Here is a 22805-nt window from a genome sequence, read left to right as displayed (position 1 = left end):
GGTTATTAATTTCAAGTATAAAATTATAGAGATGCTTGATGAAAAATGAGGGGGTTTGGGTTCATTTGGGAGGGGTCTAGCGTTCATTTCACCTGAAAAGTTGATTTTTAACACCCTAATTAACTATACCCCAATAATTCATTAACATTTGACGCAACCAATACGGCGCACATTAAATTTTGATAAATATTAGATTTGACGGTTTCAGAAGAGAAACGTACATAAAGTAACATTTTATCATTCCTATTGTCCTTTTATTCTATATCTAGAAAAGGGATTGGGAACCATTATTTTGTTTACATTTTTTGCGTTAGGGACCGCGGCGGCATCCCCGCAGCACAGCAAGGGATATAGACAAGGGCCCGCCCGACGAAGGAGGGAACGCCCAAAGTACAACAACATGAACTATTGATTTTTGAAGGCGAACCGACTTCAACACGAACAATTGGAAAATAAAACATCCTACCTATTACTGTTTCAAAAAAAATAGGACAGTCCAAATCATATTTAGAAAGCCCTATTCCTTTTTTATATAAAAATTTCAATATTTTCTAACTTAAAAAAAGATATCATTCTTTTGCTCCTCCCTTCAAGATTACCTAGACAATAATTGTCTCCGAAAGATGGAACCTATTAACTAATATCGCTTTTTTCTGTTTTACGCTCACTGTGGTTCAACCGGTACTCCGAAGGCAATTCATTGAACACTTTTTGAAACGATTTTCTAAAGTGCTTTAAATCATTAAAGCCAAGGTCAAAGGCAATTTCAGAAATATTCAATTGCGATTGCAGGATCAATTGCCCCGCTCTTTTAAGTTTCACCGTTCTAATAAATTCGGTTATCGACTGGTTGGTGAGCGCCTTCAGTTTTCTGTATAGGGCAGAGCGACTCATATTCATCTCCGTAATAAAGTCATTAATCGTAAACTCTTGGTTCGATATATTTTCTTCTACTAATTTAATCGCCTTTTGCAAAAACAATTCGTCGGGAGAGGTAGCCGTTAATTCCTTAGGTTCAAGAATAATATCTTTTTTGAATTTGTCAATTAGAAATTTCCTAGAATTCAGTATGTTATTTACGCGTAACTCCAATAAGTTTGCATCGAAAGGTTTGGTGATATAAGCATCGGCACCCGTGGTAAAACCAGATTTTTGGGCCTCTTCGGAAGTTTTTGCAGTTAACAAGAGAACCGGAATGTGACTGGTGGTAATATTTGATTTTATTCTATTACATAATTCTACCCCATCCATAACGGGCATCATGACATCGCTAATTATTAAATCTACCTTTTGGTTATTCGCTATTTCTACAGCGCTAGCACCATTTTCAGCCTCTAAGATATTATAATTACTTTCAAAAATAGTTTTGATGAACGCCCGTACTTCCATATTATCCTCAACTAAAAGAATGGTTGCAGAAACGGTATCAACAGTAGTGCTTTCTTCTTCCTCTTTTACTTCTTCCTCTATCAATTCGTTCACCAAAAAGCTTGGCTTATTAAAATATTGGGAACTGCTGCCCAATTCTTCTTCGGTATTGGATATCATTTGATCTTCGCTCAAATGATCATTGCCCATTGGCAACAATACTACAAAAGCCGTTCCTTGACCTACCTTGCTTTTGGCTTTTATGGTTCCTTGGTGAAGTTCTACAAGACTCTTGGTAAGGGCCAGCCCTATTCCCGTTCCTGATCGGGTGTTTTCATCTTGCCCCAACTGAAAAAATCGATCAAAAATAAATTTCTGATTTTTTTTAGGAATCCCTTTCCCATTATCCTCTACCACCAGCTTTAAAAATTCTGTCGGAGTACCTTTGCGTTTTCTTTTGGTAACCAAGCTAAGCGTTATTAATATTTTTCCCTGGTCAGGGGTAAATTTAAAAGCATTGGACAAGAGGTTGAAAATTATTTTTTTCAAATTTATTTTATCGAAATACAGCTCAATAGTATCGGAAAATGGCTCAAAGGAATACTCTATCTCCCTTATTCTTGCCAATTCTTCGAACGATAGTTTAATATTTTCTATGAATGGAACAATATTCTCCTTGGATGCCTGCAGCTGTAATTTCCCAGAATCGCTTTTTCTAAAATCTAATAATTGATTGATTAGTTGCAACAGGACACTAGCGTTTCTATGCATTATCTCGTGCTGTCGTTGCACAAAGGAATCCCCAGATTTATTGCTTAACATTCGCTCCAAGGGCCCAATAATTAAGGTTAATGGGGTTCTAAAATCGTGGGATATATTGGTAAACAACCTCAATTTCATTTGATTTATTTCTTCTATCCGCTCTTTCTCCAGTCGTTCTTGCTTTAGTTCATTTTTCTCGTGCATCCTTATAAGGCTATATCTTCTTATGGCTAAAATAGCGGCCACCAATAAAATAGAATAAATGAGATAGGCCCACCAGGTCTCCCAAGGTGCAGGTAATATTTTGATTTTTATGGAGGTTCCCTTTTCATTCCATAAACCATCACTATTTGAAGCTTTTACTTTAAAAACATAATCTCCATGATCTAAATTGGTATATGTCGCCGACCTATTATTCCCAATATAGATCCATTCCTCATCAAAGCCTTCCAATTTATAGGCATATTGGTTTTTACTAGGTTGAGAATAACTGAGCGCCACAAAGTTGAAGTTAAAATCATTTTGATTATACTTTAACTTTATAGACTCTCTCCTAAAATCGCCATCTACAAACGGTTTATTATTAACATGCATCCCAGTTATCTTCACCGGGGGTATAAAGGAATTTTCTACCAGATCGTCAGGATCAAAGTAATTAAGCCCGTTGGTACCGCCAAATACAAGTTTATCATTCTTTAATTTTGTGTAGGACCCATAGTTAAATTCGTTCCCTAAAAGACCGTCCGAGACATCGAAATTTTTAAACTGAAACGATGCTAGGTTTAATCTGCTTAGGCCGTTATTGGTACTCAACCATAAATTATTCAGGTCATCGGGCAGCATACCGTACACAACCTCATTGGGCAATCCGCTTGTACGTCCGTATTTAACGCTCCTTTTGATTTCGGCATCGTAATAGTACAATCCATCGCCCTCTGTACCAATCCAAATATTGTTCTTTGGATCTTGGTAAACACTCAGAACGGCACTTATATTATAAGCGTCTTGCTCGTCTTTCTTATATATCACCGGAACTATGGTTTGGCTCAGGATATTAATTTTTGCCAAGCCGTTACTCCCACCGACCAGCAGCACGTTCTTATCGGAAGTTTTGGCAATGGTGTATATAATGGCCCCTAGGACATCATCGGAATCTTTAATCCTGTGAAAGGACTTTTTCTGGTTATCAAAAACATTTAAGCCCCCGCCCGAGGTACCTATCCAAATATTGTTCTTGTGGTCCTCGAAAAGGGAAATCACCCTGTTATTACTTAAACTAGTACTATCTCCAGGTATATTTTTATATTTTTTAAAATTGAAAGGTTTCTTTTTTGGATCTAGAAAATTAAGTCCGCCGTCGTGGGTGCCGATCCAAAAATTCCCAGATCGAGTTTGGATCATAGCTTTAACATTGTCTGTACTAAGGCTTCTAGGATCTTTTTCGTTATGCTTATAATAGGTAAAAAGACCGGTTTCCCTATTCATAAAATTAATTCCCCCTCCTTCGGTAGCGATCCACAGATTTTGTTCCTCATCTTCAATGATAGAACTGGTTACCTTATAATTAAGCTTTGTTCTATTAGCTCCAGAAGAGATGCCCTTAAAAAGGTCATAGCTCCGGTCATAATAATTTATCCCTCCGGCATAGGTCCCTAGCCATAGATCTCCTTTCGTGTCCTGTAAAATTTTATAGATAGAATTCTGACTTAAACTTGTGGGATCGTTTTCGTCGTGTACGTAATGGGAGATTAGGTTTAGGTCCTTATTAATCACATAGAGTCCGTTATAGGTACCCACCCATAAATTCCCCAAATAATCCTGCTCCAAACTTCTAATTTCATCCGTGATTTGGTTTATTCCGGAAGACGCGATGCGAAATGATTCAAACATATCGCGTTCTTTATTAAATTGGGAAAGACCATTATTATCTCCCAGCCAAAGATTTTTGTTTTGATCTTCAAAAAGAACCGGAGTATAATTCCTGTTTATTTTAGTTTTCTTATCCTTGGGATAATAGTACTGTTTAAAATGGTTTGTTTCCGGATTGTAAACATAGATATTATTCAAATTACATATCCAAAGCATACCATCGGTTGTTACTAATAAAGACCTGATTTTAGTATTTGTAATCCCCTTAAAATTGTTTTTTTCGGTTTGAAAACGAACAAACTCCCCGCTATTGACATTAAATTTCTCTAGGCCGTAGTTGGTACCCAACCATAAATTCCCGTTCCCATCAGAAACAATGTCCCAAATATCATTCTTGAAAACACTATTTTTATCCCTAGAAAAATGAAACCTCTCGAACCGGTCCTCTTCTGAAAGATATTTGTTTAAGCCATAATTAGTACCTACCCATAGCGTTCCTTCCTCATCTTGGAATAGAGATCTTATATAACTATTGCTAATACTATATGGATCTACGGAATTATGCCTATAGGTTTTAAAAGAATGTCCATCATATTTATTCAGTCCATCCCTAGTGCCAAACCACAAAAACCCTTTATTATCCTGCAAAATCTCCAATACGGAACTTTGCGACAAGCCTTCGGCTATAGAGAAGTGTTTAAATTTTAATGTTTTTTGTTCTCTGCTCTCAATTTGACCAAAAACTGAGGATATTATTAAATTAAAAAAAAGAAATAATAAGTGATTTCTTAACTTCATTTGGTTGGTATTTTAAATGCAAAAAATGTAATAATTATTGGTTGCACTAAAGATACTTTATTTGATTGACGATCTTCGTTCTATCAAACTTGGCTTTAATACAATGGTCTCTTTCAGTATCTCACCAGCCTTATTTTCTATTTGGGAAATCAATAGGTTGGTTGCCAACCTACCCATCTCAAAACCAGGCTGATCAATAGTCGTTAAAGATGGCTCAATGATCCCTGAAATAGGTTCGTTACTAAAACCTACGATCGCAATATCTTGGGGAATTTTAATTCCTTTCTCCTTAAAATATTGCATAGCTCCAATGGCGGCAACGTCATTGGCCGAAAATAAGCCGTCGACCTTGGGCTTCAGAGCAAGAATAGATTTTGCACTTTCGGCGCCATCCTTCTCCATCAATCTAGAACTAAACACCATTTCTTCCCTAAAAGGGATATGGTGTTTCGCTAGCGCATTTTGATATCCTTTAAATCTATTCTTATAAATTTCCACGTTTTGAGGCCCGGACAAATGGGCTATATTTTTACATCCTTGCAATATAAGATGCTCCGTTGCCTCAAATCCAGCTTGAAAATCATCAATCAATACCGTATTATAATCGGGAATATCACAATGTCTATCAAAAAACACTAAAGGCACCCCTCTGTTTTTTAATCCTTGAAAATGCTCGTAGTTTTCTGTTTCCATCGATATAGATACCATAACCCCATCTACCCGGTTTGCCAGAAGGGTGTTGACTAAATTTTGTTCGCGTTCCAATTGCTCCAAGGATTGACAAATAAAGACATGATAACCGGCCTCATAGGCAGTTTCCTCTATTCCTGCAATCGCCGAAGAAAAGAAATGACGCGATATCCTGGGAACTATGATACCTATGGTATGCGTTTTACTGGTCCGTAAACTAGATGCCAAATGATTTCTTTGGTACCCCATTTCATTAGCCGCGGCAAGAATTTTGTCCTTGGTCTTCTGCGTAACCCTGGGACTATTGTTTAATGCCCTAGATACCGTAGAGCTATTAATATTTAGTTTTTTGGCGATATCATGTATCGTTATTTTATTGTTTTCCATTGTTTAACGCTATTATAAAAAAGCTTCCCTTTAGATGAATCACTCCTCAAAAAAAAGGGGGTCTACAAATATATATACTGTCCTGATAATTCCTTTGACCACAGTAGCAAGATAGTCTTCCAACATGTCATCCCTTCTTTTCACCTCCTTCTTCCCTCCTAAAGGTAGACCAACGAGAAACATGATTTTTAGCTTATCCAAAGGGATTCTTTACAAGCTGTATTTCCCAATGCTGCTATTGGTATGATACTTTTTTTGGCCTTTAAATAGCCCCATAATCTTCTAACAAATATACAATTATCATAATACAATCGATTGTATTATGATAATTATTATTACATTTACAACAAATGAAAAGGAAAAACCTGTTCTAAGACACCTCTTAATAATCAATAATCAAACATATATAAACATGAAAAATCAATTCCAAGTACGATATGCCTGCTCTCCTAATGAGACAAAAGAACTAACCACAGAAGGGTTACGAAAGGAATTTTTAATTCAAAATTTAATGGAGGCCGATTCCGTTAATTTAGTATACACCCATTTTGACAGATATATTGTAGGTGGAGCGGTTCCGGTTACTACTTCCTTAAAATTAACCACCATAGACCCATTAAAATCCGATTATTTTTTAGAGAGAAGAGAGATCGGTATTATCAATGTTGGCGGAGCTGGTACTGTTACGGTAAATGGGGAAAAGTATCCATTGGCCTATAAGGAAGCCCTTTATATAGGTAGGGAGAATAAAGACGTGGTATTCTCTAGCGACAATGCGAAAACCCCGGCCAAATTTTATTTAAATTCTACTCCGGCACACAAGGTACTGCCTACCAAAAAAATCAGTCAGAGCGATGCAGAGGTTGTAGAACTAGGGGCTATGGAAACTGCCAATGCCCGAACCATTAGGAAATTAATTGTGAACAGCGTGGTAGAAACCTGCCAAGTACAAATGGGAATGACCGAATTAAAAACCGGCAGCGTATGGAATACTATGCCCGCCCATGTTCACGACAGAAGGATGGAAGTTTACTTTTATTTTGAAATTCCACAAGATCAGGCCGTTTGTCATTTTATGGGGCAACCCCAAGAGACCAGACATATATGGATGGGCAATAATGAAGCTGTAATCTCACCCCCATGGTCTATTCATTCTGGTTCAGGAACCAGCAACTATACGTTTATCTGGGGAATGGCCGGAGAAAACTTAGACTATAGCGATATGGACCATTGCAAAATAACCGATTTAAAATAACCTTTTTACCCCATCACGATGTCTACAAATTTATTTGATTTATCAGGAAAAACTGCCCTTATCACCGGTGCCACCCATGGCCTAGGTATGGCTATGGCCATAGGGTTGGGAAATGCAGGCGCTACCTTGGTTATCAACGGTGCGTCTTCCCAAGAAAAATTGAACAATGCCCTAGCAGAATATAAGGCTTTAGGATTAAAGGCACATGCTTACCTTTTTGATGTAACCGACGAAAAGCAGGTCATAGAAAATATTGCTAAAATTGAAAAGGAGGTCGGCCAAATCGATATTTTAGTAAATAATGCCGGTATAATAAAGAGAACCCCTTTGGAAGACATGGAGGTTGCCGATTTTGAACAAGTGATCAAGGTCGATTTAGTGAGTCCCTTCATTGTTTCCAAGCATGTTGTCAAGGGTATGATCGCCAGAAAAGAGGGCAAAATTATCAACATTTGTTCTATGATGACCGAATTAGGCCGAAATACGGTCGGTGCCTATGCCGCTGCCAAGGGAGGCCTAAAAATGTTGACCAAAAATATGGCCACCGAATGGGCCAAGCACAATATCCAGGTCAACGGTATAGGCCCCGGTTACTTTGCTACCAGCCAAACCGCTCCCATACGTGTCGATGGGCACCCTTTTAATGATTTTATAGTGGGCAGGACGCCTGCCGGTCGCTGGGGAGATCCGGACGATTTACAGGGAGCCGCCATTTTCTTGAGCGCTAAGGCCAGTAACTTTGTCAACGGACAGATTGTCTATGTAGACGGCGGAATTTTGGCCACTATAGGAAAACCATCCAACGAGTCTTAACTCCTCTAAACCGGAAACCATGAACACATTTAAAACCCTAGGGATATTAGCCGGTATAAGCATGCTGACCGCTTGTTCCGAACCAAAGAAAGAAACGACCATTCTTGTGACCAACCAACTAGATAAGGAAAGGACTTTCGAAACCGTTAGCTTAACCAAAGATTTCTTAAAGGTCAATGATTTGACTGGACTTGGCGTTCGGGAATTAAAAACGGGCACACTTCTAGTAACACAAAGCGTAGACACCGATGGGGACGGCACTATGGACGAACTATTGTTCCAACCTACAATTGCCCCTAATTCCGAACAGAAATATGAAATAGTCCCTATTGACAAGGACGCCCAACCAACGGCTCCTGAGTATTGTTATTCGCGTTTTGTACCAGAACGCACCGATGATTATACCTGGGAAAACAACAGGGTTGCCTTTAGGGTCTATGGACCAACGGCTCAAAAAATGATCGAGGACAAAATTCCCGGGGGAACTTTATCTAGTGGCGTCGATGCTTGGTTGAAAAAAGTTGAATACCCCATTATTAACAAATGGTACAAAGAAACCTTAGACGGAACCGGGAATTACCATGAGGATACCGGGGAAGGCCTTGATGATTTTCACGTAGGTGTTAGTAGGGGCGTCGGCGGAATGGCAGTGAGGCAAGATACCGTATACCACCTGTCTAAAAATTACACCGGATGGCGTACCATTACCACAGGCCCCATCCGTACTAGTTTTTATTTAGAATATGAAAATTGGGATGCAGGTGGGAAACTTATAAAAGAATCAAAAATCATTAGTTTAGACTTGGGAAGTAACTTTTCAAAATTTGACGTTTCCCTGGAAGGGAGCAATGAAGTTTCGGCCGGACTCACGTTACATGAAAAAGATGGCGAAGTCACAGCAAACACCGATAAAGGTTGGGTGAGTTATTGGCAACCACACGGAGATTCCGAACTTGGGACCGCCATAGTTGCCGCTAAAAGCACTTTTATCGGTTTTGAGAAGTACGATACCGAAACCAAGGATCTAAGCAACGCCTACGCTCATTTAAAGGTAAAAAACAACAAGACGGTATACTATGCCGGATTTGGATGGAAAGAAAGCGGACAATTCGGTTCTCAACAAGAATGGGAGGCTTATTTGGACGAATTTTCAACAAAGATCAATAATCCTTTAGTCGTTACGTTAACTCCCTAAGAAACGACCCTTTTCATATACAAAATACTGCAATACCCCCATTCATTCAAATGTCTTGGGGTATTGCTTTTTTTAGGAGTAATAATTGTATCCTTTCCGGTGTTATACAGCCATTGATAGGCTTTAATTTCGTATTTTTAAGTAAGCAATATTCCCATGAAATAAGGAATAAAAACTTCATTTTACCATAATTAAACTGATGAGATATGACCTTGGAAAAACTAGAAAAGGAACTCGAAAAAATTCATGAGCAACTCCTAAAACAAGAACCAGTTGCCAATGCTATTGCTTCTTCCGTGCACCCACAATATAGGGCTAGCGCCAAAAACTTATACCGCTATTTACAATTGCGAAATACAGATATTAGGGCTATCCAAGATGGATTAGCAGAACTTGGCATATCTTCTTTGGGAAGTGGTGCCGGTTACGTCTATGAAAATATTTCCAGTGCCCTTAAGCTTGTAAAAGTACTCAACAACAAAACCTGGGAGAAAAACAAGGATATTGAATCCATCGGCTTTGCTGGCAGTAAAAAGTTATTGGTACAACATGCCAATATGCTTTTTAAAACCACTTGTAAAGTTCACGATACCGAAATTATGGTGACCATGCCCGATGAAGCCGCAACAGATAAAAAGCTGATCCGAAAACTACGAAAGGCAGGTATGGGGATCGCCCGGATAAATCTCAGCCATGGCAATGAGAAATTGTGGAAAAAAATCCTTAAAAAGTCGCACAGTGTCGCCCAAGAAATTCAACAACCCATAAAAATCTATATGGATCTTCCCGGCCCAAAAATTAGGGTCGCTAATATTTACATCAAAAAAGAGGATGACCCCTCCTTTTCGGCCACTCCATTTATACCCATCGCTAAGAAATCGCCATTGTTGTTGGTAAAAAACAACTCCCCTTACCTCTCCAAAGGCAAAAAGAAGCAAAAATCCCCTTCAGACATCCCCTTGATTGAAGTAAGTATTCCTGAAATCATCGATAATTTAAAGGTCGGCCAACAGGTTTTTTTCGATGATGGCGCTATAGAGGCCAAGGTGCTCTCTTTAGACAACAACACGGCCTCTTTGGTCATTAAAAATGCTTATAAGAAAAAATTACGCACTGAAAAAGGTATTAATCTGCCCAATACAAAATTAAATCTGCCATCACTGACTAAGGAAGATCTTTCCCTCTTGCCGTTTATTACCGCACATGCCGATCTAATGGGCTATTCTTTTGTCAGCAATGCAGAAGATGTATCTGTGCTTTACAAGGAATTAAAAAACCTTGGCGATACGGATACGGGGATTGTTTTTAAGATAGAGAACAAAGAAGCTTTTGAGAATTTACCTGCTATCCTTTTTAGGGCCATGAAAAGACCTAATATAGGCGTGATGATAGCGCGAGGAGATTTAGCTGTAGAGATAGGCTTTGAGCGTATTTCAGAGGTGCAAAATGAAATCTTATGGCTATGCGAGGCTGCCCAGATACCGGTTGTATGGGCTACCCAAGTGCTCGATCATATGGCAAAAAAGGGAATGGCCACCAGGGCCGAAATCTCGGATGCCACCATCAGCGCACAGGCAGAATGTGTAATGCTCAACAAAGGTCCTTATATCGTAGAAGCCACCAAAACCTTAAAGAATGTGCTTTTACGCATGGAAGCCCATTCACAGAAATCCAAGAATACCCTAAGAGCGCTTAAAGTTGCGAAAAAAGGACTGACGAATATCCACAAGGAATTTACTAAAAAATAGAACGATTATTTGGGCGTTCCCTCCTACGTCGGGCGGGCCCTTAGCTATATCCCTTGCGTTGCTTCGGGGATGCCGCTGCGGTCCCTAACGCGGAAATCAATCTAACAATTAACAAACTAAAAAAAATTCGCTATCAATATATAAATACGAGCAACAGGAGGTTCAATGATAGCAAAAGCTTAAAAATCATTCCCAGTACTTGATACTAAAAGATAGGAATTATAAAAAATAAGAAAAGGCTGTCTACGATAGACAGCCTTTTTTTATAATATATTTTGATTAAAGCTTATAGCGATGCTACTTGCTTAGTAAGCTTGCTTTTTAAGTTTGCAGCTTTGTTATTATGGATAATGTTACGCTTTGCTAACCTATCGATCATGCTAAACACACTTGGCAATAAAGTTTCAGCAGCCTTCTTATCTTCCTCAGCACGCAATCTTTTTATCGCGTTACGAGTCGTTTTGTGCTGATATCTGTTACGCAAACGCACTTCTTCGTTTCTTCTAATCCTCTTTAATGCTGACTTATGATTTGCCATTTCTATTTAATTTTGTTTTTTTTAATCGAGATAAACTCCTAAATATACTATGTAGTCCGTAGGGGAATCGAACCCCTGTTACCAGGATGAAAACCTGGCGTCCTAACCCCTAGACGAACGGACCATTAATTGATTTTGAGAACGCACTCTGCACCTCGTCGGCACTGTCTCAAATCCAAAATTTCAAATTACTTCTTTTGTAGTCCGTAGGGGAATCGAACCCCTGTTACCAGGATGAAAACCTGGCGTCCTAACCCCTAGACGAACGGACCATTAATTGATTTTGAGAACGTACTCTGCACCTCGTTGGCACTGTCTCAAATCCAAAATTTCAAATTACTTTTATATTGTAGTCCGTAGGGGAATCGAACCCCTGTTACCAGGATGAAAACCTGGCGTCCTAACCCCTAGACGAACGGACCATTAATTGATTTTGAGAACGTACTCTGCACCTCGTCGGCACTGTCTCAAATCCAAAATTTCAAATTACTTCTTTTGTAGTCCGTAGGGGAATCGAACCCCTGTTACCAGGATGAAAACCTGGCGTCCTAACCCCTAGACGAACGGACCATTAATTGCTTAATTGCGGATGCAAATATACAACTAATTTTTACTGCAGCAAGTCTTATTCGATTTTTTTGAAAAAAATTAATAAGCCTTCGCAAACAGTACCCTTTTTGCCGATGGTTTTCCAGTAACCATACAGCTTCCGGCCTCTTCTTTTGCCTCCAAAGGAATGCAACGGATAGTTGCTTTAGTCTCTTCTTTTATACGTTCTTCGGTCTCTTCGGTACCATCCCAATGCGCCGATATAAATCCTGGCTTAGTTTCGAGCACCGTTTTAAACTCTTCATAAGAATTTACTTCAGTAATATTGTTTTCCCTAAAGTCATATGCTTTCTTATAAATAGATTTTTGAATATCCTCTAATAAGAACTCTATTTTGGCAACAACCTCATCGGCATTTACTGTTTCTTTAGTCAAGGTATCTCTTCTAGCTACCTCATAAGTTCCGTTTTCCAGATCGCGCTGACCAATAGCCAAACGAACAGGAACCCCTTTAAGTTCGTACTCATTAAACTTAAATCCGGGCTTATGAGTATCCCTATTATCATATTTAACAGAAATTCCCTTAGCACGAAGTTCTTTCACCAAAGGATTTACCTTTTCAGAAATAGCATCTAATTGATCGTCTCCTTTATATATAGGAACAATAACCACTTGTATTGGCGCCAACATTGGCGGCAACACCAAACCATTATCATCACTATGGGTCATAATCAAGGCTCCCATTAAGCGAGTAGACACTCCCCATGAGGTTGCCCATACATGTTCTTGTTTTCCTTCTTTGTTCGCAAACTTCACATCAAAGGCCTTGGCAAAGTTTTGTCCCAAGAAATGCGAAGTACCGGCCTGCAATGCCTTTCCGTCTTGCATCAAGGCTTCAATACAATAGGTCTCCAAAGCCCCGGCAAAACGCTCACTAGCAGTTTTAACCCCTTTTATAACTGGCATAGCCATATGGGTTTCTGCAAATTCGGCATAAATATCTACCATCTGTTCTGCCTCTGCTATGGCCTCTTTTTCCGTAGCATGGGCAGTATGCCCTTCCTGCCATAAGAATTCTGCGGTCCTTAAAAACAATCGCGTACGCAATTCCCATCGCACTACATTGGCCCATTGGTTAATTAGTAATGGTAAATCTCTATAGGACTGTATCCATCTCCTATAGGTATCCCATATTATGGTTTCAGAAGTTGGCCTAACTATAAGCTCCTCTTCTAATTTTGCATCTGGATCTACAATAATACCGCTACCATCCTCGGCATTTTTTAATCTATAATGCGTTACAACGGCACATTCTTTGGCAAAACCCTCGACATGGGTCGCCTCTTTGCTTAAATAAGACTTGGGGATAAACAAGGGGAAATACGCATTTTCATGTCCGGTTTCCTTGAACCTTTTATCCAAGGCGGCTTGCATTTTTTCCCATATAGCATACCCATAAGGTTTAATTACCATACAACCCCTAACTCCCGAATTCTCAGCTAAATCCGCCTTTACCACGAGTTCATTATACCATTTGGAATAATCCTCTTCCCTTTTCGTTAACTTTTTACTCATTACTTGTAGTTTGGCACAAAACTTGCGACTTTATATTTTAGAAAATAGTTTGGTAAAACTAACTATTTTTACCATGTTCAACAATAAAATTTACGATGATGACACATTCTCTACTTCCCGGAAGAACATATTTGGCAGCCACAGTTATGGTTCTTGGTATATTATTGGCTTCTTGTGGATCTTACCAGCAGGCATCATATTATGACAATGACGGCATATACGGTGATGGTTTAGAGCAACAAGTCACCATTGTTCAAGAATCTAGACCGCAACAAGTTTCTCAAGAGGAGAATACTTTTGGTGAATACTTTGGTCAAAAAGCTAATGAATACGACAACATTCTTGCCGATGAAGTCTTTACCGATGTCGATGGTTACTACGGAAACAACATGAACAACGGTATGGATGACAATTCAGAGGCGAACTATTACGACTCCAACAATACCTATAGCGGGTATGGTGCTTGGGGCGACAACCCTACCAGTGTTAACATCAACATTTATGATAATTACGGATGGGGAGGCTACTACAATAATTGGGGCCGTCCTTGGGGATTCTATGCTGGCTACTGGGGTGGTTATTACAGCCCTTGGGCATGGAACTACTATGGTTATGGCTACAATAATTGGGGCTGGCCTGGGTACGGTTATGGGTACGGATACGGATGGGGACACCATTATTATCGCCCCTACTACCACTACCCTTACTATTCATCTTACAGACACTATCCTAAGTACTACAACAACGCCTATTCCTATAATAATAGCAGAAGAGGCTACTACAGATCTAACGCCATTAGTTCAAGCAACAACCTAAGAGGAAGATCTAATCTTAATAACGCAAGAACTAGCGATGCTACCAGATTAAGGAGCAATGCCCGTTCTTCGAACAATAGAAGCAATATCTCTAGTAACAATAGCCGATATAGAAGCGGAACGAGCTCTAGAAACAATATTGGTGTAGATGCTAAGGTCCGAAATCAATCCTATAGAACTAGCAGAAGTACTAGGGCCACCCCTAGATACAACTCCACTTCTAGGAACAACAGCACCTATAAAAGTACTGCTCCGGCAAATAGGACCTACAGAAGCAACTCTAGGAGCACAAGCCCTAGCCGTTCTACTTACAGGAGTTCCAACAGCTCTTCCAAACCTTCGAGCAGCACTATAAGAAGTTCAAGTAGCCCTTCAAGATCTTCTGGCGGAACCATAAGAAGTTCTAGCAGCTCTAGAAGTTCTAGCGGAAACACACGAAGTTCATCTTCTAGCTCTTCAAGCAGAAGAGGTGGCGGGAAATAAAAAGCAGGGCAATAAAATCAATTAAAACATATTAAAACTAAACCGATGAAAAGAAATATCACCTTCTTTCTAATGTTGGCCTGTGCTATCGTAAGCGGACAAAACATTAACGATGTGCTTCGTTATAGCGGCGAAAATTTACAAGGTACAGCGCGTTTTCAAGGATTAAGTGGTGCCTTTGGAGCCCTCGGGGGAGATTTATCATCCCTAAACGTCAATCCGGCCGGTAGCGCTGTTTTTAACAATAGCCAGTTTGCCCTAACCGCCTCTACCGCCAACACCAAAAATAATTCCTCCTATTTTAACGGCAATACTTTCGCTTCCAATCATGCCTTTGAAATCAATCAGGTTGGCGGCGTGCTCGTATTTAAAAACACCAAAAACCCTAATTGGAAAAAAGTATCCTTGGCCTTTAATTATGATCTGGCCAATAACTTTGACGGAGAAGTTTTTATTGCAGGAACCAGTAATCAGGGTATTGACAACTATTTTTTAGCGAACGCCAACGGCGTGCCTTTTGGACCATTATTGATACAAAATGATGAATTCATAGAAGAAGCCTACTTGGACATCGGGGCTCAGTTAGGCTTTATAGATCAACAAGCTTTTTTAGGGTATTATGGTGGTATAATAGACCCGATTGACGAAACAAACGACAATAACACAAGCTATGTATCCAATGCCAAGTACCGTAGTGTTAACCAAAATTATTCAGAAACCACCCTTGGTCACAACGGAAAATTTACGGCAAACTTGGCCTCACAATACAATGAAAACCTTTCTATAGGGGCTGCCATAAATATCCACAATGTATTCTATGACAAACTGACCAAATTCACTGAAAGCGGATACGATTTAGATTCAGCTATAAAGAACACTAGTTTTGACAATCATTTAAAGACTACGGGAACGGGCTTTTCTTATAGCATGGGTGCCATAGCAAAACTAAACCATTATATCAGGGTCGGTGGAAGCTATCAGTCACCAACTTGGTATCGTTTATCCGATGAGACATCTCAGCGAATAAATTCTGACCTAGCCGATGACGATATAGGCTTCATCAATTTAAATGTGGTTAATATTTTTGATAAATACACCATTAAAACTCCCGAAAAACTCACCGCTAGCATGGCCGTTATTTTTGGAAAACAAGGGCTGTTAAGTTTTGATTACGGATATCAAGACATGTCAAAAGCAGAATTAAGACCTACTTCGGATCCAAGCTTTGCTTCAGAAAATGCTTTTATAGCTAACCAACTGGGGGTTGTTTCTACTTTTAGATTAGGTGGAGAGTACCGAATTGAAGCCTTAAGTCTAAGGGCAGGATATAGGTTTGAAGAAAGTCCGTACGCCAATGGCGTTACTATTGGCGACCTAAAGGGATATTCCTTAGGTATAGGATATGATTTTGGCGGCGGCAAACTAGACTTGGCTTACAGTTATGCCTCCCAAGAGAGAAACAAACAACTATACGATGTTGGCTTACCAACACCGGCTACTATTAGCACCAAAAATACTTTCGTTGGTTTAAGCTACATCTTGAACTTCTAAAAAAAAACACTATTTATATTAAAAAAAGACGGGCATATACCCGTCTTTTTTTATATCCTTTATTTAATAAATACCCCCAAAACAAACAGCCTTTAATTCCGAGGCTATCGTTTTAAGGAGAAATGACTATTGATATATTTAGCATATAAGCGCTGCCCATTGGTATCTACATAACTTAACTTAAACCAATAATCTGTAGCTGGCAACACATACCCATCTAAAGTGCCATTCCACCCTATACTATTTTTCGTCAATTGTTTGATTAACTTCCCATACCTATCATATATAAATACCACAGGATCTTTTAAACTAGAGACCCCACTGATATGCCATAAATCATTAACGCCATCTCCATTGGGTGTAAAAAACTTAGAATACCCAACAACCACAATAGTTTCTGTAACCGACCCACAACCTCTAGGATCGTTTACCGTCACCCTATGCAAGCCCGGGGCTACATTATCAAATACTTGCTCTGCCTGATAAGGCCCGTTATTTAGTTTAAATTCAAATTCCCCTTCCCCAACAGGCACTATAGTTATGCTATTATTATCTTGTAGGTCGCTTATTTTTATGTTTTTTATTCGAGGTGTTTTTGAAGCAATCACCTGTATTTCAAAGGTATTTTCGCAAATACCATCACTTTCCCCATCATAGATAGAAAGCGTATACGTACCACCTTGAGCCACACTGATACTTGAAGATGTTTCGCCAGAATCCCATTGATAGTAATACTTAGGATCCGGAGACAAATCGCCAATAATCACATTGGTATTGTCTTCACACAAATAGACCATCAAAGGAAAATCTTTCACCAATGGCTTATATACTGTTATGGAAAATTCTTCGGACACATCGAAACAGTTAGAATTTTCCATTGCGGTAGTCCTGATAAAAATTTGATGTTCGCCAACGCTCAGCGGATAATTCTTGGACAATGGATTTGTACCATAAAAAGCGTCTGAAGGAGTACTATGATATGTCACCACAACCTCTTCCGAAGATTGGTCTCCCAATACTTGGGCATCCTTATCCGATAAATTATAGGTATCTAGCTCACCAAAGCAAAAATACTCGTCACTTACCCCAAAAGTTTTTGGTGTTTTCGTAAACGCCACCTGTACATCGCTAATGATATCGTTTTGATTTTTTGTCTCTACCACAACCCTATACATAGCGGGATCGCTCACTTGGAGCGTTTCCGAAACTTCACCCAAAACAACTGTAAATCCGCTCCCCGTATCCTTATACCAAGAATATTTCAGGGCATCGTCCGTGGTTGCGTCCAAGTTTACTATTTCGGTATCACAGGCTGCTATTGGCGGACCTAAAAGATTATTGATAATAGAACAATCTAAGGCATCATAAGGGTTGGTAACAAATAAGTTTCCAGAAAATTGTATGGAAAAACCAGAATTGACATTACTAAAATTATTAACCATCAGGTAATACTCTTCCCCAGCCTCTACTTGCAACCATTCTTCATACTGAACATTATTTGTATGTGCGCTTGGATCTTCCCCTACCCCTATATAGGTGTTTTGCTCTTTATTATCGTAAAAATTACAACGAATAGGATCTCCTAGGGCACCGCAATCACTTGCCCTGTACAGTGCAAAATCCCAATCTTCTTCAGGATCTATACCAATATTAAAACCTAACTGACCAGAAGCCCCAGTTTTAAACCTATACCAGGCCGAATTAGACTCAATAGCCCCAGAGAGTGTTTTTTCTAAACAACCAGAGGTTTCCACCTCTTTAAAATCGTCTACCCCATAACCATCAGTACCCCCATTCACGGGGGTATTATTACAGATTGGCACAGCATTGGCGCAATCGGAAGAAACTTGCGCCCAGGCATTGCCTGTGTTCACAACACACATCACTATAAATACATAAACTAGTTGCCTCATGAACCCATGTAAATTTTGTGTCTTATAAAAATAGCTAGCTGTTGTACTTAACACTAATTTATGTTGTGTAAGCACGTAATCGTGTTATAAAGTGGCATATAATGTATATCTTTGCAGCCTTAAAAAGCCATATTTTAATGAAAATCGACAACGCATTGGAAAAGCAATTTGAAGAATTAGGAGACGATCACGTATCGGCAGCAGAAGACACTCCTTTACGCGAGGACGCATTTGTGCTTAGTGATGAAGAGAAAATTGCAAAAATACAAGGGAACGTAAACGAAATTATGCTTACCCTAGGGCTCGACCTAGAGGACGACAGTTTAAAAGGCACCCCAAATAGAGTAGCCAAAATGTTCGTAAGCGAAATATTCGGTGGATTAAACCCAAAGCGTAAACCAAAATCATCTACTTTTAGTAATAAGTATAAGTACGGTGAAATGTTGGTTGAGAAAAACATCACCTTATACTCTACTTGTGAACATCACCTGTTACCGATAGTTGGTAAGGCACACGTAGCGTATATCTCTAAAGGGACTGTTGTAGGCTTATCGAAAATGAACAGGATCGTAGATTATTTCGCCAAGAGACCACAGGTACAGGAGCGTCTTAACATACAGATTGTAAGAGAGCTCCAAAAAGTATTAGGAACAGAAGATGTTGCCTGTGTAATAGACGCCAAGCATTTATGTGTGAACTCTAGAGGTATCAGAGATATCGAAAGTAGCACGGTAACGGCTGAATACGGAGGAAAATTTAAAGATGAAGCGGTAAGACGCGAATTTTTAGACTACATAAACATAGACACCAAATTTTAATTCTTTTAGCTTAAAATGCATTTGTACCAAAATCAACATTTAAAAGTTTATAACTCCTTATCTGGAAAAAAAGAAGATTTTAAACCTTTAAACGAAGGTCATATAGGCATGTATGTTTGTGGACCCACGGTTTACAGCAATGTACACCTTGGCAACTGTCGTACCTTTATGTCCTTTGATATGATTTTCCGGTATTTTAAGCATTTGGGCTATAAGGTACGCTATGTAAGAAATATTACCGATGCCGGTCATTTGGAAAACGATGCCGAAACCGGTGAGGACAAAATTGCTAAAAAAGCCCGCTTGGAGCAATTGGAGCCCATGGAAGTAGTACAGCGCTACACCTTGGATTTTCATACTATTTTAGAAAAATTCAATTTTTTACCTCCAAGTATAGAGCCTACGGCGACTGGTCATATTATTGAGCAAATCGAAATCATAAAAACCATCCTTAACAAAGGTTTGGCGTATGAAATCAATGGTTCTGTATATTTTGACGTTGAAAAGTTCAACAAAACCAACGAATACGGAAAGCTAAGCGGCAGGAAATTAGAAGATATGATCTCTAACACCCGCGAATTAGCTGCTCAGGACGAGAAAAGAAATCCTCAGGATTTCGCTTTATGGAAAAAAGCCGAACCCCAACACATTATGCGTTGGCCTTCTCCTTGGGGCGATGGTTTTCCGGGATGGCACCTAGAGTGTACCGCAATGAGCACCAAGTACTTGGGAGAGACTTTTGATATTCACGGAGGTGGGATGGACTTAAAATTCCCGCATCACGAATGCGAAATCGCCCAGGCAGAGGCTTGCAACGGGCACGCGCCTGTAAATTACTGGTTGCACGCCAACATGCTTACCCTAAACGGAAAGAAGATGGCTAAATCTACGGGCAACAATATTTTGCCACATGAGATTTTTTCTGGTGAGAATGAAATTCTCAGCAAAGCCTATTCTCCTTCCGCGGTACGGTTCTTTATGATGCAGGCCCATTACAATAGCATTTTGGATTTAAGCGATGAAGCGCTATTAGCTTCAGAAAAAGGATTCCATAAATTAATGGAAGCTTGGGAGAATTTAGCCAAACTTCCTACTGCTACTGTTAGTAGTTTTGATGTTGCCGCATGGAAACAGAAGTGTTATGACGCCATGAACGACGATTTTAACACCCCTATTTTAATTGCCCATTTATTTGAAGCGGTCAAGCACATCAACCTCATAAAAGAATCTAAGGAAAGTATTACCGAAAAGGATTTAGAAGTATTAAAGGGCGCCATGAACGATTTTATTTTTGATATCCTAGGATTAGAAAACAAAACTGCTACGGCCTTGGACAACGGAAAACTATCTGATGTAATCGGTCTTTTAATCCAATTAAGAAACGATGCACGGGCCAATAAGGATTTTGCCACCTCTGATAAAATACGGGAACAGTTAGAAACTATGGGCATCCAATTAAAGGATGGCAAAGACGGTACTACTTTTAGTCTTTCTTAACCAAGGTTCTACTTTTTTATATCCATTGCAACAATGGCTCATAACAATACGGGATACCGACATTAATAGCAGGCTACAAAAACAACCTAAATATTGATGAAGAAAATACTTATTGCCCCATTTTTACTTTTGGTAAAACTCTACCAAATCCTAATCTCGCCCCTAACACCCGCTAGTTGTCGTTATTCGCCCACATGCTCTCATTACACTTTGGAAGCACTTAAAAAACACGGACTTTTCAAAGGCGGTTGGTTAGCCATCAAAAGAATCTTTAGTTGCCATCCATGGGGCGGTAGCGGTTATGATCCCGTACCCTAACTAGAAAAGTCCAAAAGTCTATTTTCTTTATTCCCTTTAGGAATTATCCATTAATTCATAATTCCTAATCCTTATTTCTTGTTACTAATTACTTATCTTAGTCCCTTAAAATTAATTGCAAATGTATTTTTTAGGCTTTACCTGGAACCCTGCCGATACCCTTTTTAATATTGGGTTTATACAAATAAAATATTACAACCTTCTTTGGATCATTGCCTTTGCCCTTGGCTGGTACATTATGAAGAAAATTTTCCTGAAGGAAAAGAAATCTCTGGAGCAGTTAGATTCTTTATTCATATATACTGTTTTAGCCACCATGTTGGGTGCACGTTTGGGACATGTCTTTTTTTACGATTGGCCCTATTATCAAAACCATTTGGCAGAAATATTACTTCCTATTAGAGAAAGTGCAGACAGCAGGCTCTTTGGCCTTTTTCCAGGCTACGAATTCACTGGTTTTACCGGATTGGCCAGCCATGGTGCCGCGATAGGTATTATCATAGGCATGTACCTGTACACTAGAAAATTTCCTGAATTTAATATGTTATGGATTTTGGACCGAATTGTTGTTCCTGTTTCCATAGGGGCCTTTTGTGTGCGTTTAGGAAACTTCTTTAATTCGGAAATCAACGGTAAAATAGTAGATAAATCATTTCTTTTTGCAACGCGATTTGTTCGCGATTCCGATGATTTACACCCTGCACAAGCCTTGGCAGTTACAAAACAAAACACGGTTAACGCCGCGTACGACCTAATTGAGAAAGACCCTCGTTTTTCTGAATACCTAGAAGCCATCCCATACAGACATCCGGCACAACTATATGAAGGGATATGCTATATATTTATATTCGCCCTTTTATATTACCTATACTGGAAGACCGACAAAATAAACAAGCCAGGCTATTTATTTGGACTATTCCTAGTATTGCTTTGGACCGTTCGCTTTTTTGTAGAATTTGTAAAGAAAAGCCAAGGCGGATTTGAAGAATCCTTGGGATTATTGGCAACCGGGCAATGGTTAAGCATTCCTTTTATTCTTATAGGCCTATTTTTTATGTTTAGAAAAAGATCAGGAAATACCATATAAATTTCCTATAAAACACCTTTAAGGCAGTACAAACAGTTTATTTTTGAATAGCTTGTTTGTCTGCCTTTCCATTTAAATAGCTATTGCTTGTAAACGACATTGTCACTGATGACTACTCATAAATCAACACCATTAAAAACAGGTTTTTTTACTGTTATCTTTTTCGCCTTTTTTACGCTTCTTTCCTGTAAGGAGCAACCCAAAAATGTCGTTGAGCGGGCGCCTATTACTTTTACCAAGGATGGAGAACTGAGTATTTTAAAAAAAGATACTGAAACTGCTTATATTACGTTCGATATAGAAATCTCCGAAAGTGAATACGAGACACAAACTGGACTTATGTATCGCAGTTCGATGGAAGATACCCAAGGTATGTTGTTTATTTTTGAGGATATTGCCGTGCGTTCCTTTTATATGAAAAACACCGAAATACCATTGGACATTATTTTCATAGACGAGAACATGCATATAGTAAGTTTCCAGAAAAACGCCAAACCATTTGATGAAACCGGTTTGACTTCTACCGTTCCCGCAAAATATGTTTTTGAAATTAATTCAGGCTTAGTAGATTCTCATAATCTTGAGGTTGGAGATCTTGTGCAATTTGAACGAAATTAGCACAAAAGAGGTTCTTATTTAGCAGCTTGAGAACTTAGAACATTGCCTTTTTTTGCGTTGAAAAACATAGGCTCCACAGCACCCAACTTATGCCTCCATACTTTTTTTAGCCTCGGTTAAGATTAGTAAATTAGCTTTCTTTCAGTATTGAATACTTA

The 22805-nt window shown here is 39.2% G+C and carries 16 protein-coding genes and 4 tRNA genes; 11 read left to right on the top strand and 9 right to left on the bottom strand.

The genetic code is table 11. From position 1 onward, the window contains the following. Positions 1-633: 633 nt before the first annotated feature. Together HCG49_RS12375 and HCG49_RS12370 are read right to left on the bottom strand one after the other, a co-directional pair. The gene (locus HCG49_RS12375) at positions 634-4797 is read right to left on the bottom strand and encodes a two-component regulator propeller domain-containing protein (RefSeq protein ID WP_168469847.1); all 4164 of its coding nucleotides are present in this window, start codon (positions 4795-4797) and stop codon (positions 634-636) included. Positions 4798-4854: 57 nt separating this feature from the next. Beyond that, positions 4855-5874, bottom strand: coding sequence for a LacI family DNA-binding transcriptional regulator (locus tag HCG49_RS12370; RefSeq protein ID WP_168469846.1), 1020 nt, complete (start codon positions 5872-5874; stop codon positions 4855-4857). A 412-nt stretch (positions 5875-6286) separates the two neighbouring features. Between HCG49_RS12370 and kduI the strand changes: the two genes are divergently transcribed. The 4 genes from kduI to HCG49_RS12350 all read left to right on the top strand — a co-directional run bounded on the left by kduI (position 6287) and on the right by HCG49_RS12350 (position 10885). Then, entirely contained in the window at positions 6287-7129 is an 843-nt protein-coding gene (gene kduI / locus HCG49_RS12365; RefSeq protein ID WP_168469845.1) for a 5-dehydro-4-deoxy-D-glucuronate isomerase, read from the top strand. A gap of 18 nt (positions 7130-7147) precedes the next feature. Beyond that, positions 7148-7942, top strand: coding sequence for a gluconate 5-dehydrogenase (locus HCG49_RS12360; RefSeq protein WP_168469844.1), 795 nt, complete (start codon positions 7148-7150; stop codon positions 7940-7942). 19 nt (positions 7943-7961) lie between these two features. Beyond that, positions 7962-9137, top strand: coding sequence for a DUF4861 family protein (locus tag HCG49_RS12355; protein WP_240938692.1), 1176 nt, complete (start codon positions 7962-7964; stop codon positions 9135-9137). Positions 9138-9343: 206 nt separating this feature from the next. Then, positions 9344-10885 carry a pyruvate kinase gene (locus HCG49_RS12350; RefSeq protein WP_168469843.1) on the top strand — a complete coding sequence of 514 codons (1542 nt, stop codon included), beginning with the start codon at positions 9344-9346 and terminating at the stop codon, positions 10883-10885. 286 nt (positions 10886-11171) lie between these two features. Here the strand turns inward: HCG49_RS12350 and rpsT are convergent, their stop codons facing one another. The 6 genes from rpsT to proS all read right to left on the bottom strand — a co-directional run bounded on the left by rpsT (position 11172) and on the right by proS (position 13547). Beyond that, entirely contained in the window at positions 11172-11423 is a 252-nt protein-coding gene (rpsT, locus tag HCG49_RS12345) for a 30S ribosomal protein S20 (protein ID WP_072764567.1), read from the bottom strand. Positions 11424-11475: 52 nt separating this feature from the next. Then, positions 11476-11547: transfer RNA gene (locus HCG49_RS12340), tRNA-Glu, on the bottom strand. Positions 11548-11623: 76 nt separating this feature from the next. Beyond that, positions 11624-11695, bottom strand: a tRNA-Glu gene (locus tag HCG49_RS12335). Between the two features lie 78 nt (positions 11696-11773). Then, positions 11774-11845, bottom strand: a tRNA-Glu gene (locus HCG49_RS12330). A gap of 76 nt (positions 11846-11921) precedes the next feature. Beyond that, positions 11922-11993, bottom strand: a tRNA-Glu gene (locus tag HCG49_RS12325). A 78-nt stretch (positions 11994-12071) separates the two neighbouring features. Next, positions 12072-13547, bottom strand: a complete 1476-nt coding sequence (gene proS, locus HCG49_RS12320; RefSeq protein WP_168469842.1) for a proline--tRNA ligase — start codon at positions 13545-13547, stop codon at positions 12072-12074. 95 nt (positions 13548-13642) lie between these two features. On the opposite strand from proS, the gene HCG49_RS12315 reads away from it, so the two are divergent. Both HCG49_RS12315 and HCG49_RS12310 read left to right on the top strand, forming a co-directional pair. Next, complete coding sequence (locus tag HCG49_RS12315) at positions 13643-14845, top strand: hypothetical protein (protein ID WP_168469841.1); 1203 nt, start codon at positions 13643-13645, stop codon at positions 14843-14845. Between the two features lie 45 nt (positions 14846-14890). Next, a complete protein-coding gene (locus tag HCG49_RS12310; RefSeq protein ID WP_168469840.1) occupies positions 14891-16396 on the top strand; it encodes an OmpP1/FadL family transporter in 1506 nt (501 codons plus the stop codon). Between the two features lie 104 nt (positions 16397-16500). On the opposite strand, the gene HCG49_RS12305 is transcribed toward HCG49_RS12310, so the two are convergent. Next, positions 16501-18309 carry a T9SS type B sorting domain-containing protein gene (locus HCG49_RS12305; protein ID WP_168469839.1) on the bottom strand — a complete coding sequence of 603 codons (1809 nt, stop codon included), beginning with the start codon at positions 18307-18309 and terminating at the stop codon, positions 16501-16503. A gap of 137 nt (positions 18310-18446) precedes the next feature. Here HCG49_RS12305 and folE point away from each other — a divergent pair, with 137 nt between their 5' ends. The 5 genes from folE (at position 18447) to HCG49_RS12280 (ending at position 22647) form a co-directional block, all read left to right on the top strand. Next, positions 18447-19127 (top strand): GTP cyclohydrolase I FolE, encoded by a 681-nt coding sequence (gene folE / locus HCG49_RS12300; RefSeq protein WP_168469838.1) that lies wholly within the window; start codon positions 18447-18449, stop codon positions 19125-19127. Positions 19128-19142: 15 nt separating this feature from the next. Continuing rightward, positions 19143-20624, top strand: a complete 1482-nt coding sequence (gene cysS, locus HCG49_RS12295) for a cysteine--tRNA ligase (RefSeq protein WP_168469837.1) — start codon at positions 19143-19145, stop codon at positions 20622-20624. Between the two features lie 96 nt (positions 20625-20720). Further along, positions 20721-20942: a membrane protein insertion efficiency factor YidD gene (yidD, locus tag HCG49_RS12290; RefSeq protein WP_168469836.1), complete on the top strand. Its 222-nt coding sequence runs from the start codon at positions 20721-20723 to the stop codon at positions 20940-20942. Between the two features lie 121 nt (positions 20943-21063). Beyond that, complete coding sequence (gene lgt, locus HCG49_RS12285) at positions 21064-22029, top strand: prolipoprotein diacylglyceryl transferase (protein ID WP_168469835.1); 966 nt, start codon at positions 21064-21066, stop codon at positions 22027-22029. A gap of 108 nt (positions 22030-22137) precedes the next feature. After that, positions 22138-22647: a DUF192 domain-containing protein gene (locus HCG49_RS12280; RefSeq protein WP_168469834.1), complete on the top strand. Its 510-nt coding sequence runs from the start codon at positions 22138-22140 to the stop codon at positions 22645-22647. Positions 22648-22805: the final 158 nt, after the last annotated feature.

The organism is Arenibacter sp. 6A1 (assembly GCF_012272855.1).
GTDB lineage: Bacteria > Bacteroidota > Bacteroidia > Flavobacteriales > Flavobacteriaceae > Arenibacter.
This window is presented reverse-complemented; position numbering and strand designations above follow the sequence as displayed.

Bases quoted from the DNA above. Each gene is read 5' to 3' on its own strand.
- HCG49_RS12375 (WP_168469847.1), bottom strand. From the start codon at position 4,797: ATGAAGTTAAGAAATCACTTATTATTTCTTTTTTTTAATTTAATAATA.
- HCG49_RS12370 (WP_168469846.1), bottom strand. From the start codon at position 5,874: ATGGAAAACAATAAAATAACGATACATGATATCGCCAAAAAACTAAAT.
- kduI (WP_168469845.1), top strand. From the start codon at position 6,287: ATGAAAAATCAATTCCAAGTACGATATGCCTGCTCTCCTAATGAGACA.
- HCG49_RS12360 (WP_168469844.1), top strand. From the start codon at position 7,148: ATGTCTACAAATTTATTTGATTTATCAGGAAAAACTGCCCTTATCACC.
- HCG49_RS12355 (WP_240938692.1), top strand. From the start codon at position 7,962: ATGAACACATTTAAAACCCTAGGGATATTAGCCGGTATAAGCATGCTG.
- HCG49_RS12350 (WP_168469843.1), top strand. From the start codon at position 9,344: ATGACCTTGGAAAAACTAGAAAAGGAACTCGAAAAAATTCATGAGCAA.
- rpsT (WP_072764567.1), bottom strand. From the start codon at position 11,423: ATGGCAAATCATAAGTCAGCATTAAAGAGGATTAGAAGAAACGAAGAA.
- proS (WP_168469842.1), bottom strand. From the start codon at position 13,547: ATGAGTAAAAAGTTAACGAAAAGGGAAGAGGATTATTCCAAATGGTAT.
- HCG49_RS12315 (WP_168469841.1), top strand. From the start codon at position 13,643: ATGATGACACATTCTCTACTTCCCGGAAGAACATATTTGGCAGCCACA.
- HCG49_RS12310 (WP_168469840.1), top strand. From the start codon at position 14,891: ATGAAAAGAAATATCACCTTCTTTCTAATGTTGGCCTGTGCTATCGTA.
- HCG49_RS12305 (WP_168469839.1), bottom strand. From the start codon at position 18,309: ATGAGGCAACTAGTTTATGTATTTATAGTGATGTGTGTTGTGAACACA.
- folE (WP_168469838.1), top strand. From the start codon at position 18,447: ATGAAAATCGACAACGCATTGGAAAAGCAATTTGAAGAATTAGGAGAC.
- cysS (WP_168469837.1), top strand. From the start codon at position 19,143: ATGCATTTGTACCAAAATCAACATTTAAAAGTTTATAACTCCTTATCT.
- yidD (WP_168469836.1), top strand. From the start codon at position 20,721: ATGAAGAAAATACTTATTGCCCCATTTTTACTTTTGGTAAAACTCTAC.
- lgt (WP_168469835.1), top strand. From the start codon at position 21,064: ATGTATTTTTTAGGCTTTACCTGGAACCCTGCCGATACCCTTTTTAAT.
- HCG49_RS12280 (WP_168469834.1), top strand. From the start codon at position 22,138: ATGACTACTCATAAATCAACACCATTAAAAACAGGTTTTTTTACTGTT.